Source organism: Flavobacterium sp. UBA2787 (assembly GCA_002352205.1).
Classification (GTDB): Bacteria; Bacteroidota; Bacteroidia; order Flavobacteriales; family Flavobacteriaceae; genus Flavobacterium.
Window position 1 is genome coordinate 146,357 of sequence record DEHZ01000005.1, and the last position, 13,999, is coordinate 160,355.

Consider the following 13,999-nt stretch of genomic DNA (forward strand, 5'->3'; position numbering starts at 1 on the left):
TATGAAAAAAATTATTACAATTCTATTTTTATTCTTTTCTTTTTTAGGGTTTTCTCAAAAGGTAAAATTCAAAAAGGGAGATGTTATTGTTGATGATGTTGTTTGGATGAAATATACAGACTGTGGGACTTTTGATTCAACATGTTCATTATATAATTTAAAAGACGAAGAAATTATTTTTTTTAAATATATATTTATTGAAGGAGCTGTTCCAAAAACACAAGCTAATCCTCAAGGAAGATTTGGTTATGTTGAAGTAAATTTCATTGGTTTGAAGAAAAGTTTTGAAATTCAGGAAACAAACAAGAACATTATAGAAATTTTATACAAATCCAAAATTTTTAATTCTGAAGGAGATTTAGACGAAGAAAAAGTAGATCGGTTAGTACAAAAATACGGAAGCGATTTTTCACCTCGATTTAAGAATTACGGAAATTAATTAGATAAAAAATAATTAAACAATGGCGGAAATTAAACCTGCTGAAATTTCAGCAATATTAAAAAAACAATTATCTGGTTTCGAATCAGGTGCATCGTTAGAAGAAGTAGGAACAGTACTTCAAGTGGGTGATGGTATTGCTCGTGTTTACGGGTTATCAAATGCTCAATACGGAGAGTTAGTACAATTCGACAACGGATTGGAAGCAATCGTATTAAACTTGGAAGAAGACAATGTTGGGGTAGTATTGTTAGGTCCTTCAACAGGTATTAAAGAAGGTTCTACCGTAAAAAGAACACAACGTATCGCTTCCCTAAAAGTAGGTGAGCAAATGGTAGGTCGTGTCGTTGATACATTAGGAAATCCAATCGATGGGAAAGGACCAATCGGTGGAGATCTTTATGAAATGCCATTGGAAAGAAAAGCTCCCGGAGTAATTTTTCGTCAACCGGTTACTGAACCGTTGCAAACAGGAATCAAATCAATTGATGCGATGATTCCGGTTGGAAGAGGTCAACGTGAGTTAGTAATTGGTGACCGTCAAACGGGTAAAACGACCGTTTGTATCGATACCATTTTAAATCAAAAAGAATTTTACGATGCAGGTCAACCTGTGTTTTGTATCTATGTAGCCATTGGACAAAAAGCGTCAACGGTTGCAGGAATCGCTAAAACATTAGAAGACAAAGGAGCAATGGCTTACACGGTTATCGTGGCAGCAAATGCTTCAGATCCTGCACCAATGCAAGTATATGCTCCGTTTGCCGGAGCAGCTATCGGAGAATATTTCCGTGATTCAGGTCGTCCGGCTTTAATTATCTATGACGATTTGTCTAAACAAGCAGTTGCTTACCGTGAGGTTTCTCTTTTATTAAGAAGACCACCGGGACGTGAGGCTTATCCTGGAGACGTTTTCTACCTTCACTCAAGATTATTAGAAAGAGCAGCAAAAATTATTGCTGATGATGATATCGCTAAAGACATGAACGACTTACCGGATTCTTTACGTCCAATCGTAAGAGGTGGTGGTTCATTAACCGCTTTACCAATCATTGAAACACAAGCGGGTGACGTTTCGGCGTATATCCCAACCAACGTAATTTCGATTACAGATGGTCAGATTTTCTTGGATGGTGATTTATTTAACTCTGGGGTTCGTCCGGCAATTAACGTAGGTATTTCGGTATCACGTGTAGGAGGTAATGCTCAGATTAAATCAATGAAAAAAGTATCAGGTACGTTGAAATTGGATCAAGCTCAATTCCGTGAGTTGGAAGCGTTTGCTAAATTTGGTTCAGATTTAGATGCGGTTACATTAAACGTAATTGAAAAAGGTAGAAGAAACGTTGAAATCTTGAAACAAGCCGTAAACGATCCGTATACAGTAGAAGATCAAGTTGCAATTATCTATGCAGGTTCTAAAAACTTGTTGAGAAATGTTCCTGTAAATAAAGTAAAAGAATTCGAAAGAGATTACATCGAATACTTGAACAACAAACACAGAGATACATTAAACGCTTTAAAAGCCGGTAAATTCTCAGATGAGATTACTGATGTTTTAGACCGTTCAGCGAAAGAAGTTTCAGCAAAATATAATTAATTAGTCAATTAGACAATGTGTTAATTAGACAATTAATTGACACATTGATAAATTGACACATCGACTCATTATAGAAAATGGCAAATTTAAAGGAAATCCGTAATAGAATTAGTTCCGTTTCATCCACGATGCAAATCACATCGGCGATGAAGATGGTTTCTGCCGCAAAGCTAAAAAAGGCTCAAGATGCCATTACAGCCATGCGACCTTATGCCGAAAAATTAACCGAAATTCTACAAAGTTTAAGTGCTTCGATGGAAGGCGAAATTGGTGGAGAATTCACAACTCAACGTGAGGTAAAAAAGGTTTTAATTGTGGCCATCACTTCCAACAGAGGTTTGTGTGGTGCTTTTAATACCAATGTTATCAAACAAGTGAAAGTATTAGCCGATTCGTATGTGGGTAAAAAAGTAGATGTTGTTGCCATTGGTAAAAAAGGAAATGATGTTTTAGGAAAAACCTGCTCTGTTATTGCCAATAAAAGCGAAGTTTTTGATGCGTTGACTTTTGATAATGTAGCAAGTATTTCTGAATTATTAACAGAAAAATTCATTTCAGGCGATTACGATAAAATCGAAATTGTGTACAACCAATTCAAAAATGCGGCGACACAAATCGTTCAAACAGAACAATTTTTACCGTTAGCTCCGGTTGTTGGTGCTGCTGTAGCAAGTTCAGATTATATTTTTGAACCATCCAAAGAAGAAATTGTGTTAACCTTGATTCCAAAATCATTAAAAACACAATTATACAAAGCCATTCGTGATTCATTTGCTTCTGAACACGGAGCTCGTATGACCGCAATGCACAAAGCAACGGATAACGCAACCGAATTGAGAAATCAGTTGAAATTAACTTATAACAAAGCCCGTCAAGCAGCGATTACTAATGAAATTTTAGAGATTGTTGGTGGAGCAGAAGCGTTGAAAGGATAATCAAAATATTTTAATGCAAATTAAAGCTGTCTTTATGGACGGCTTTTTTTGTGGGATGGATTTTCGAAAAAGTAATCAATTTTGGACTTTACTAATTATTCAACATTATTTGAGCGTTATTAATAGCAGCTTTCATAGTGTGAGATATTTCATTTTTTTGACCTAGATAAAACATATACTTATCATCTTTTTTTATTGGAGCAATAATTTTATTATCAACTTCAATAATAAATGGACTTCGATTCAATTCTCTAGAAAAAACTATATCAATAATTTTACCTTCGATTACTTCATCATTAAAATTAAATTTGACTGATTTAATAGGTGACTTTGAAATATTTTCTCGTTCTGTTTTGTTGTTTAGATATAAATAAACTTCTTCATTTTTATTAATATAAAAAACAAAGTTTTTAATATAATATACATTGTTTTCAAGAGTTGTGAAAACAAATTCATTTGTACTTTCACTACATCCTACAAGAAATAAAAGTAAAAATATTTTAAGATAATGTTTACTATTCATAATTCTAGGCTCAATTGAATAAAATAATCAAACTGAAAAACTATTAATAACAGTTTAGAAAGTTAATATATCAAATCTACAAAATTATTTCATAAACTAATGTAGTATTTCTTTTTACGATGAAGTCTGAACAAAACGTTACAAACATAAGAATTAAAAAAAAACGCAATAACCTCCAAATAAGATTAATTCATTTTTCTTTGTTGTAACAGAAGCGTTGAAAGGATAATCAAAATAACATATATTTAAGAAAGTCACGTAAATAGCGTGACTTTTTTATTTTATATCTTTGAGAATCTAATTTTTTAAAGATGAAATATTACTTTTCTTTTTTTGCATTTATTCTGATTCAAATTACTTTTTCCCAAACATTATCCCTTTCAGAAATCATGAAAGGCGACGAATTTATCGGACATCAACCCGAAAATCACCGTTGGTCGATTGATGGTTCTGTGATTTGTTTTGATTGGAATCCGAAAAACGAAAAAGGAAACAGCACTTACTTCTGGAAAAAAGGAATGAAATCACCGGAATTACTTCAAAAGGATATTTCCTTTACGGAAGAGAATTTCGACAATCAAAAGCAATTTAATGAAGTGTATTATACCCAAAATGGTAATTTGTTTTCGTATGATAAAAAGGCAAAAACCCATAAAAAAGTAATTGTTTCATCGGGTCGAGTTTCGAATGTTCATCGAAGTAATAATCCAAAATTGATTTTCTTCCAACAAAATAATAACATTTTTCAATTGAATTTGACTGATTTTTCGATGATTCAACTCACTAATTTCAAACAAGGAAAAGACTCGGAAAAGAAAGAAAAAGAGAACTTTTTAAGCAATCAACAAAAAGAATTATTTCAATTTGTAAACGATCAGGAAGCTTTAAAAGAATGGAATAAATCAAAATCCGAATCAGATGAAAAAGCATTTCCAAAAGAATTTTTTTATGATAAAGTTTCGATGGAACAAATTACGCCATCACCAAATGGAAAATTTGTCACATTCAGGCAATCAGATTATCCAACATCCAATCCAACCAAAGTAGAACAATTTATTACCGCCGATGGTTATACCAAAAACACTAATGCACGTGCAAAAGTATCAACAGCAAATTTTTCCAAACATAAATTAGGTATTTATTCTGTTGAAAAAGATTCTGTTGTTTTTGTTTCATTTTCTAATTTAACCGGCATTTCAGAATTCCCGGAATATTACAAAGAATATGATGATTTAAAAGACAAAGAAAAAGCAGAAAAAGCCATTGTCATGCAGGCTCCAATTTTTAACGAAGATGGAAGTTTAGCCGTCTTAGAAATCCGAAGTCAAGACAACAAAGACCGATGGATTGTGCAATTGGATTTGAATTTGGCAACCATCACTGAACTCGATCATCAACACGACGAAGCGTGGATAGATGGTCCGGGAATTCCGGGTTATGCCTTCAGTCGAGGAACTTTGGGGTTTTTGAAAGATAATCAAACCATTTATTTTCAATCGGAAGCCTCTGGTTTTTCGCATTTGTACATGATGAATTTAAAAACCAAACAAAAAACCCAGTTAACCAAAGGCAAATGGGAAGTTCGAAATGTCAAGCTTTCCAACGACGGAAAATCATTTTATATCACCACAAACACAACACATCCGGGCAATCGAGAATTCTATAAATTAGATATCACTTCCCAAAAAATGACTCCAATTCTAACCAAAGAAGGAGCTCACGAAGTAGAAATTTCTCCCGACGAAAAAACCTTGCTGATTCGTTATTCTTCTAAAAATAAGCCGTGGGAATTGTATGTCGCTGATAACAAGCCGAACACGACTTTGCAGCAAATTACCTTTTCAACCACTAAAACGTTTGATAATTATCCTTGGAAATCACCTGAAGTTATAACGTTCAAAGCCAAAGACGGAACAGATGTTTTTGCTAGAATTTATGAACCAAAATCGGAAAACAAAGACAAAGCAGCGATCATTTTTGTGCACGGAGCAGGTTATTTGCAAAATGCTCATAATTTTTGGAGTAGCTATCATCGCGAATATATGTTTCACAATTTGCTGACCGATTTGGGTTATACTGTTTTAGATATCGATTATCGTGGAAGCGATGGTTATGGTCGCAATATCCGAACCGGAATTTACCGTCACATGGGCGGATTAGATTTAGAAGATCATTTAGACGGAAAACAATTTTTGGTTTCACAAAAAGGTATTGATTCAAGCCGAGTTGGCATCTATGGCGGTTCGTACGGTGGTTTTATCACCTTAATGGCGTTACTCACTCAGCCCGGCAAGTTTAAAGCCGGAGCAGCTTTGCGTTCGGTAACGGATTGGGCACATTACAACCACGGTTACACCGGAAATATTTTGAATTTTCCTGAAACTGATCCAAAAGCCTATCAAAAAAGTTCACCGATTTATTTTGCCGATAAATTGCAAGATAAATTATTGATGATGCACGGAATGGTGGACAATAATGTGCAATTTCAAGACGTTGTTCGCTTATCGCAACGATTTATCGAATTAGGAAAAAAAGATTGGGATTTGGCCGTTTATCCAGTAGAATCACACGGATTTAAAGAAACCTATTCGTGGGTAGATGAATACACTCGAATTTTGAATTTGTTTAATGAAACTTTATTAAAAGATTAAATGATAACGCTGAAAGAACTTTCTACGAAAAATGAAATGCTTCAACAATTGCCTTTAATTCAGCAATTGTATCCTGAATTTACCGAACAAATTTACGGTGATTTGTTAGACGAAATGCTACCCAACAACTACAAACAATTAGTTGCTTTTGAAAACGAAATAGCCGTTGGACTTTCCGGTTTTTGGGTAGGAACTAAATTATGGTGCGGAAAATATTTAGAATTAGACAATGTGATAGTTCATCCGAATCATCGTTCCAAAGGAGTTGGCAAATTATTGACAGAATATTTGAATCAGAAAGCCAGTGATTTAGATTGTAAAGTAGTTGCTTTAGATGCGTATACGAATAATTTCTCGGCTCATAAATTCTATTTTAATCACGGATTTGTGCCGAAAGGATTTCATTTTGTAAAGTTTTTGGAGGAGAAGTGATGAAAAGTTATTCAATTATAGTTTTATTAATTTTGTTGGGATGTGCTTCAAAAGAAACCTTCCAAACCCAATTTCCCATTTCAATTTCTGATTATTTTTATCAAATAAAAGGTAATCAAACTCATTTTGTCATTGAATTTCAACAATCCATTTCAGAAGACATCAAACTTGAAAAACTTTATTTCAGAAACCAAACCGCAGCAATTAAAATGATTTCCGGCAAAAAAGCAGAAGCCATTTTCATTAAACCCGATTTAATTTTAGATGCCAATCCTGAAAATGAATATGGAAATCTACCACCTATTCCTCAAAAACAACGATTTCAATTAAATTCTAACGAAGCCGTTTTAGAATTCACTCAAAACGGCAAAATAAAACACTACAAATTCACCAACATAACGGAAAAGTCAAATAAATAGTTAATTTTGCTTGATTGCAAAATAAATTCATCAGCCGCTTTGGGACTTTACAAATCACTTTTTAAACAAACTGCCATTTATGGGCTGGCCACTGTGCTTCCCAGAATGTTGAGTTTTTTGTTGGTTCCGCTTTATACTGATATACTCAACCCCAGTGAATACGGAGAAGTTTCAATTATTTTTTCGTGGTTGGTATTATTTAATGTGATTTTGGCCTACGGAATGGAGACCTCTTTTTTCCGATTTTACAATTCTCACGACGATAAACGAGCCGTCATTGGAACATCGACAATTTCCATATTTTGGACAACAATTGTATTCTTAATTGGTTCACTTTTATTCCGAAATACATTAGCAAATCTTTCCGGAATTGATGTCGAATATATTACCTACACCATTTGGATTTTGGTCTTGGACGCATTGGTTATCATTCCGTTTTCAAAACTGAGAGCCTATCAACGCTCAATTGTTTATGCCATTATTAAAATTGGAAATGTCGCCATCAACCTAGGTTTGAATGTTTTCTTTTTACTGTATTTGCCTAAAATTGCGGTAGCCAATCCGGATAGTTTTTTAGCCAGTTTGTATGTAGAAAACTTTCAAATTGGGTATATTTTTGTTGCGAATATAATTGCGAGTTTACTAACCTTAATTGTTCTTTCGCCCAATTATTTTCATATTCAATGGTATTTTGATGCTCAATTGTGGAAGAAAATGCTTCGCTATGGTTTCCCAATTTTAATTGCCGGATTAGCGTTTGCCATCAATGAACATTTTGACAAAATTTTGCTGGAAATTTTCAACATCAGCAAATCTGAAATTGGTGCTTATTCCGCATGTTACAAAATCGGTTTGTTTATGGTACTGTTCAGAACCGCTTATTCATTGGGAATTGAACCATTTTTCTTTAGCTATGCTAAAAACGAAAATGCACCGCAAACCTATGCCGATGTCACCAAATATTTTGTGATTTTTGGTTCGTTAATTTCATTGTTTGTCATTGTATTTGCCGATCTTTTAAAATTATTTTTGATTCCGAATGAAACCTATTGGTCAGCAATGAAAGTTGTTCCGTTGATTGTGTTAGCGAATTTCTTCTTAGGAATTTATACCAATCTTTCTGTCTGGTATAAGTTGACAGATCGAACCAAAATGGGAGCTTATATTTCAATTGTTGGAGCAATTATCACCTTAACAATCAACTTTTTGTTGATAGAAAAATTCAGTTATATGGGTTCTGCGATTGCAACAATTGCGGCCTATGGAAGTATGATGGCCATTTCTTATTATCTCGGAAATCGTCATTATCCAATCCCGTATGATAAAAATAAAATTGGCGGCTATCTTGGCCTTTCCATCCTGTTTTCTTTTGTGTATTTTTACGGCTTCAGAGAAAACTACTTTGTTGGAATCGGATTTTTACTCCTCTATTTTTATTTTATTTACAGAAATGAGAAAAATGTACTTTTACGAATATTAAAAAAATCATCTTAAAATGAACATCAAAATCATCAATAAATCACAACATCCATTACCTAACTACGAAACAATTGCTTCTGCCGGAATGGATTTAAGAGCCAATTTATCAGAACCAATTACCTTAAAATCATTAGAAAGAACCATCGTTAAAACCGGTTTGTTTATTGAACTACCAATTGGTTACGAAGCACAAGTTCGTCCACGTAGCGGATTAGCTGCCAAAAAAGGAATCACCGTGTTAAATTCACCCGGAACAGTTGATGCCGATTATCGTGGTGAAATCGGGGTTATTTTAGTAAATTTATCCCCTGAAGAATTTGTCATCGAAAATGGTGAACGAATCGCCCAATTAATCATTGCCAAACACGAAAGAGCCGAATGGATAGAAGTGGAAGCATTATCTGAAACATCACGTGGTGTAGGCGGTTTCGGCAGCACAGGAGTTAAATAGCCGTTGGCCTCAGCCATCGGAATAAAATAAAAACAGATAAATTACCGTTGGCTTTAGCCATCGAAAAAAAACAGATATAAAAAAATATGAAAATAATAGTTCCAATGGCCGGTCGCGGCTCACGATTAAGACCACATACTTTAACAATTCCAAAACCATTAATTCCCGTTGCCGGAAAACCAATCGTACACCGATTAGTCCAAGACATTGCCGGAGTTTTAAACCAACCGATTGATGAAGTCGCTTTTATCATTCACGAAAGTTTTGGTAAAAAAGTGGAAGATGAATTAATCGCTATTGCTCAAAAATTAGGTGCAAAAGGAACTATTTATTATCAAAATGAAGCTCTTGGAACAGGTCATGCCATTATGTGTGCTAAAGATTCATTGAGCGGACCTGCAGTAATTGCGTATGCCGATACGTTAATTCGTGCCGATTTTGATTTGGATACATCAGCCGATAGCGTGATTTGGGTAAAACAAGTGGATCAGCCGGAAGCTTTTGGCGTTGTAAATTTGAATGATAATGGAGAAATTATCGAATTAGTTGAGAAACCAAAAGAGTTTGTGTCCGATTTAGCAGTCATTGGAATATACTATTTCAAAGATGTTGCCGTTCTTAAAAAGGAATTGCAAGCTGTTCTTGATAATAACATCATTCACGGTGGCGAATACCAAATTAATGATGGAATTAAGCAAATGATGGCAAAAGGCATGAAATTTGTACCAGGAAAAGTAGACGAATGGATGGATTGCGGAAACAAAGATGTAACCGTTGAAACCAATACAAGAATGCTAGGTTTTTTACATAACGATGGAGAAAATTTAGTAGCTGCTGATGTTAAGTTACAAAACGCAACAATTATTCCTCCTTGTTATATTGGAGAAGATGTAGTTTTGATTAACACAACTGTTGGCCCAAATGTATCATTAGGAAAAGGTTGTCATGTGATTGATTCAACCATCAAAAACAGTTTGGTTCAAACACATGCCCATATTAAGAATGCCAATTTAGACAATGCAATGATTGGAAATCACGCTTCGTTTGATGGCAAATTTACCAGCATTAGCATTGGAGATTATTCAGTTTTAGAATAAAATTTTAAAAATTACTGCTCTCGGGAGGGATAAGGTAAAAAATGATAAAACGTACTTTACATACTTTGATTTTCCTTGGAATCCTCTTCCAATCCATAACCGCATTCTCCCAAGTAGAGCCGGAAGATATTGCATTGGAAACCGATGAATTTCAAGTGGCTTTTTACGAATCTTTGCGTGAAAAAGGCATCGAAAATTATGACAAAGCCGTAACCGCTTTGCAAAAATGCTTAGCATTAGAACCAAATAATCCGGTAGTTCATTTTGAATTAGGTAAAAATTATCTTTTTCAAAAGGATTATAAAAATGCGTACGACAGTTTTGAAAAAGCAACTCAACTTGACTCAAAAAACCGTTGGTATTGGGTTGGTTTGTATGATGTCTCACATGCAACTCGCGATTATACTAATGCGATTGTTATCATGAAAAAACTCATCGAGTTTAAAAAAGAATACAAAGAAGATTTGGTTTCGTTGTATATGTTTACACAGCAGTATGATGAAGCTCTAAAATTAATTGATGAGTTGACGGAAACTGTTGGCAAAACGGAGATAAGAGAACAATTCCGAAGTCAAATCATGACAACTACTCGATACCAAGGTCAAGAAACGGAAAAGTTAATGCAAGCCATCAAAAACAATCCCAAAGTAGAAGACAATTATGTGGCTTTGATTTATTTGTATTCTGAAAATAATCAAGAGGAAAAAGCACTTGAAATTGCCAAAATGTTGGAAAATGAAATTCCAAATTCCGATTGGGCACAAGTAAGTTTATTCAAATTCAACATTGATAAAAATGATGGGAAAAATGCAGCTTCGGCGATGCATAAAATTCTAAAAAGCCCTAAAATTGATCGAAAAATAAAACACAGAGTTTTTAATGAATTTCTAATTTTCACTAAAAATAATCCCAATTTTTCTTCTGATTTAGAAAGTGCAATTGCTTATTTTAATGACGATAGAGAAGTAAAAGTTGCCAAAGAAGTGGGTAAATTCTATCAACAAAAAAGTGATTGGGCTAATGCGGCTAAATATTATGAAATGCATACCAAATCAAATCCGGATGATATAGAAAATGTACTTTTGCTGTTTAATGCATACGGAAAAAATAATCAATTTGAAGTTTTAGCAAAAAAAGCGGAAGAAAAATTAGAATTGTATCCGCTACAACCCGACTTTTATTATTACGCCGGTTTGGCCAATAATCAATTGAAAAATTTCAAAAAAGCAAAAGATCAATTAGAATCAGGTGTAGATTATATTGTTGATAATAAAACCTTAGAAGCCAATTTTTATATCCAATTAGGAGAAGCATACAATGGGCTTGGCGATACCAAGAAAAAAGAAAGTTATTTTATCAAAGCCGATAAACTAGTAAAAGAAATTAAATAATGAAACAGTTTTTATTCGTCTTGATATTTATTTTCACACTAGTTGGATGTAAAGCCACAAAAGGAATTTCGGAAGGGAAGGCTTCCGATGATTTGGCAACTCAAAAAATAATCGAAAACCATTATGATGTCAAGAAAAATTTTTCAACCGCATACATTCGAGCAAATGCTAAGTATAAAGACAAAAATCAATCATTGAGTTTTTCTGCAGAAATTAGAATTAAAAAAAATGAAATGATTTTGGTTAGCATCCGTTTTTTAGGAATAACGATGGCGAAAGGTTTGATTACACCAACCGAAGTGAAATATTATGAAAAAAGTGGTAACAAGTTTTTTGAAGGCGATTACACCACTTTAAGTAATTGGCTCGGAACCGACTTAGATTTTTTCAAAGTACAAAATATGCTAATAGGTCAAGCAATGGATGATTTGAGAAAGGGAAAATATTCAAATACAATTGAAGATAAATTATACAAACTGAAAGACATCAACGACAAACAAAACGTAAAGTCATTTTATTTTGAAGCTTCCAATTTTTTAATAAAAAGACAAGAAATTGAACAAGTGGCAAAAAATAGAAAATTGAACGTTTTTTATCCAAATCATAAAGAATATACCGAAGCCATTTTGCCATTAAATATTCTCATCGAAGCCATTCATGAAAATGAAAAAAACACCATTTCGTTAGACTATAATTCGGTTACTTTTAATGAAGAACTATCGTTTCCGTACAGTGTGCCGGGTGGTTATGAACAAATTTTTATAGAAAATTAAAGCTCCAAACATGATAAAGTCGGTATTGACATTTTTGCTTATTCTCTCGACCACATTTCTTTTTGCTCAATCGGAAGCTCAAAAGAAATTAGAACAGCGAAAAGAGCAATTGTTGGAAGAAATAAAAATGAATGAACGTATTCTGCAAGAAAACAGAAGTAAAGAAAAATCTGTTGTGAACGTTATTCAACAGCAAAAAGCAAAAATTGAATTGCGTGAAAAACTTATTCAAACGAATGAAAAGCAAGCAAAATTGCTTAATGATGATATTTATACCAATCAATTAAAAATAAATAAATTAAAACGCGAATTAGAAGTTCTCAAGGAAGACTATGCCAACATGATTGTCAAGTCATATAAAAGCCGTTCAGAACGAAGTAGAGCGATGTTTCTCCTTTCGTCTAAAGATTTTACGCAAGCCTACAAACGGGTGCAATACATGAAGCAGTATGCAGGTTATAGAAAAAGTCAAGGCGATGATATAAAAGTAAAATCTACAGAATTAGAAGCTTATAACGTAAAATTAGGAGCTTTAAAATCCGAAAAAGAAAAGATTATTCAAGAACAGGAAAAAGAGAAATTAGTACTTGTTAAAGAGAAACAAGAACAAGAAAAACTTGTCAAATCAATCAAAAAAGATCAAAAGAAAATTGTTGCCGATATAAAGAAAAAGCAGCAAGAAGCGAAAGATATAGACAAGAAAATTCAAAAAGCAATTCGTGATGCAATTGCAGCTGAGAATAAAAAAACCGCTAAAAAAGGAGGAACAAAGACAGCTTCTACCGGAACTTCATCTTCAAAAATTGTATTAACTGCCGAAGGCAAAATAGAGTCGGATAATTTTAAATCCAACAAAGGAAAATTACCTTGGCCGGTTGAAAAAGGATTCGTTTCATTAAAATTCGGTAACCAACCCCATCCGGTTCAGCCAAGCCTAACTATTCATAGTAATGGTGTAGAAATTACAACAGAATCAGGTTCATCAGCCCGATCTGTTTTTGCCGGAGAAGTGATGTTGATTCAGGTTTTATCGCCTATAAACAAAGCAGTTTACATCAAACACGGAGATTTTATTACGGTTTATCAAAACTTAAGTACAGTTTCTGTAAACAAAGGAGATAAAGTAGGTATAAAACAAGCCATCGGTAGAATCCGAACCAACGAATCATCCGGAAAAACAGCAATTAAGTTTTCGGTTCTGCAGAACGATTCGTTCTTAAATCCGCAAAGCTGGTTGTATAATATGTAAATAATTAAAGCCTGAAAATTAAAACTTTCAGGCTTTTTTATTTAAACAAACAACGCTTTTAATTCCGTTGCATCATGCGGTTTCATTTTTCCGGCTAATACTAAACTTAATTGTTTTCTCCGTAAGGCTGCATCAAATCGTTGCTTTTCCAATTCCGTTTGTGGTTCAATTTGTGGAACCGGAATGGGATTTCCGGTTTCATCTACCGCAACAAACGTGTAAATTGCTTCGTTTGCTTTGGTTTTATTTCCCGATTCACGGTCTTCAATCCAAACATCAATATAAATTTCCATCGAGGTGTTAAACGCTCTGGAAACTTTAGATTCAACCGTAACAACACTTCCTAACGGAATGGCTTTGTTAAAAGCAACGTGATTCACAGAAGCCGTTACACAAATTCGTCTGGAATGTCGTCTGGCAGAAATACTGGCCGCTCTGTCCATTCTGGCTAATAATTCACCACCAAAAAGATTGTTCAACGGATTGGTTTCACCAGGCAAAACAACGTCGGTTAACGTAGTTAAAGAATCGGAAGGATATCTTACTTGCATTTTTATTTT

14 protein-coding genes are annotated in these 13,999 nt (G+C 34.0%); 12 read left to right on the forward strand and 2 right to left on the reverse strand.

The window, feature by feature from the left end; all coding sequences use genetic code 11:
• Nucleotide 1: 1 nt before the first annotated feature.
• From B4N66_RS04665 to atpG, 3 genes are all read left to right on the forward strand, one after another.
• Complete coding sequence (locus tag B4N66_RS04665) at nucleotides 2-439, forward strand: hypothetical protein (protein WP_129463690.1); 438 nt, start codon at nucleotides 2-4, stop codon at nucleotides 437-439.
• A 22-nt stretch (nucleotides 440-461) separates the two neighbouring features.
• Nucleotides 462-2,039 carry a F0F1 ATP synthase subunit alpha gene (gene atpA, locus B4N66_RS04670; protein ID WP_248436453.1) on the forward strand — a complete coding sequence of 526 codons (1,578 nt, stop codon included), beginning with the start codon at nucleotides 462-464 and terminating at the stop codon, nucleotides 2,037-2,039.
• A 77-nt stretch (nucleotides 2,040-2,116) separates the two neighbouring features.
• A complete protein-coding gene (gene atpG / locus B4N66_RS04675) occupies nucleotides 2,117-2,974 on the forward strand; it encodes an ATP synthase F1 subunit gamma (RefSeq protein WP_291092718.1) in 858 nt (285 codons plus the stop codon).
• Between the two features lie 91 nt (nucleotides 2,975-3,065).
• On the opposite strand, the gene B4N66_RS04680 is transcribed toward atpG, so the two are convergent.
• Complete coding sequence (locus tag B4N66_RS04680) at nucleotides 3,066-3,497, reverse strand: hypothetical protein (protein ID WP_291092720.1); 432 nt, start codon at nucleotides 3,495-3,497, stop codon at nucleotides 3,066-3,068.
• Nucleotides 3,498-3,808: 311 nt separating this feature from the next.
• Here B4N66_RS04680 and B4N66_RS04685 point away from each other — a divergent pair, with 311 nt between their 5' ends.
• The 9 genes from B4N66_RS04685 to B4N66_RS04725 all read left to right on the forward strand — a co-directional run bounded on the left by B4N66_RS04685 (nucleotide 3,809) and on the right by B4N66_RS04725 (nucleotide 13,439).
• Complete coding sequence (locus B4N66_RS04685; RefSeq protein ID WP_291092722.1) at nucleotides 3,809-6,148, forward strand: S9 family peptidase; 2,340 nt, start codon at nucleotides 3,809-3,811, stop codon at nucleotides 6,146-6,148.
• On the forward strand, nucleotides 6,149-6,580 hold the full coding sequence (locus tag B4N66_RS04690; RefSeq protein ID WP_291092724.1) for a GNAT family N-acetyltransferase: 432 nt from the start codon (nucleotides 6,149-6,151) through the stop codon (nucleotides 6,578-6,580).
• Nucleotides 6,580-6,999, forward strand: a complete 420-nt coding sequence (locus B4N66_RS04695; protein WP_291092725.1) for a hypothetical protein — start codon at nucleotides 6,580-6,582, stop codon at nucleotides 6,997-6,999. The genes B4N66_RS04690 and B4N66_RS04695 overlap by 1 nt, the downstream gene beginning before the upstream one ends.
• Before the next feature lie 39 nt (nucleotides 7,000-7,038).
• Entirely contained in the window at nucleotides 7,039-8,493 is a 1,455-nt protein-coding gene (locus B4N66_RS04700) for a lipopolysaccharide biosynthesis protein (protein WP_291092983.1), read from the forward strand.
• Nucleotide 8,494: 1 nt separating this feature from the next.
• Nucleotides 8,495-8,929 carry a dUTP diphosphatase gene (gene dut, locus B4N66_RS04705; protein WP_291092727.1) on the forward strand — a complete coding sequence of 145 codons (435 nt, stop codon included), beginning with the start codon at nucleotides 8,495-8,497 and terminating at the stop codon, nucleotides 8,927-8,929.
• An 86-nt stretch (nucleotides 8,930-9,015) separates the two neighbouring features.
• Nucleotides 9,016-10,026 carry a sugar nucleotidyltransferase gene (locus B4N66_RS04710; protein WP_291092728.1) on the forward strand — a complete coding sequence of 337 codons (1,011 nt, stop codon included), beginning with the start codon at nucleotides 9,016-9,018 and terminating at the stop codon, nucleotides 10,024-10,026.
• A gap of 41 nt (nucleotides 10,027-10,067) precedes the next feature.
• Nucleotides 10,068-11,417 carry a tetratricopeptide repeat protein gene (locus tag B4N66_RS04715; protein WP_291092729.1) on the forward strand — a complete coding sequence of 450 codons (1,350 nt, stop codon included), beginning with the start codon at nucleotides 10,068-10,070 and terminating at the stop codon, nucleotides 11,415-11,417.
• Nucleotides 11,417-12,190: a DUF4292 domain-containing protein gene (locus B4N66_RS04720; protein ID WP_291092730.1), complete on the forward strand. Its 774-nt coding sequence runs from the start codon at nucleotides 11,417-11,419 to the stop codon at nucleotides 12,188-12,190. Before B4N66_RS04715 ends, B4N66_RS04720 begins: the two co-directional genes overlap by 1 nt.
• Before the next feature lie 10 nt (nucleotides 12,191-12,200).
• Nucleotides 12,201-13,439, forward strand: a complete 1,239-nt coding sequence (locus tag B4N66_RS04725; RefSeq protein WP_291092731.1) for a murein hydrolase activator EnvC family protein — start codon at nucleotides 12,201-12,203, stop codon at nucleotides 13,437-13,439.
• 41 nt (nucleotides 13,440-13,480) lie between these two features.
• Here B4N66_RS04725 and B4N66_RS04730 read toward each other — a convergent pair whose 3' ends face one another.
• A complete protein-coding gene (locus B4N66_RS04730) occupies nucleotides 13,481-13,990 on the reverse strand; it encodes an acyl-CoA thioesterase (RefSeq protein ID WP_248436476.1) in 510 nt (169 codons plus the stop codon).
• Nucleotides 13,991-13,999: the final 9 nt, after the last annotated feature.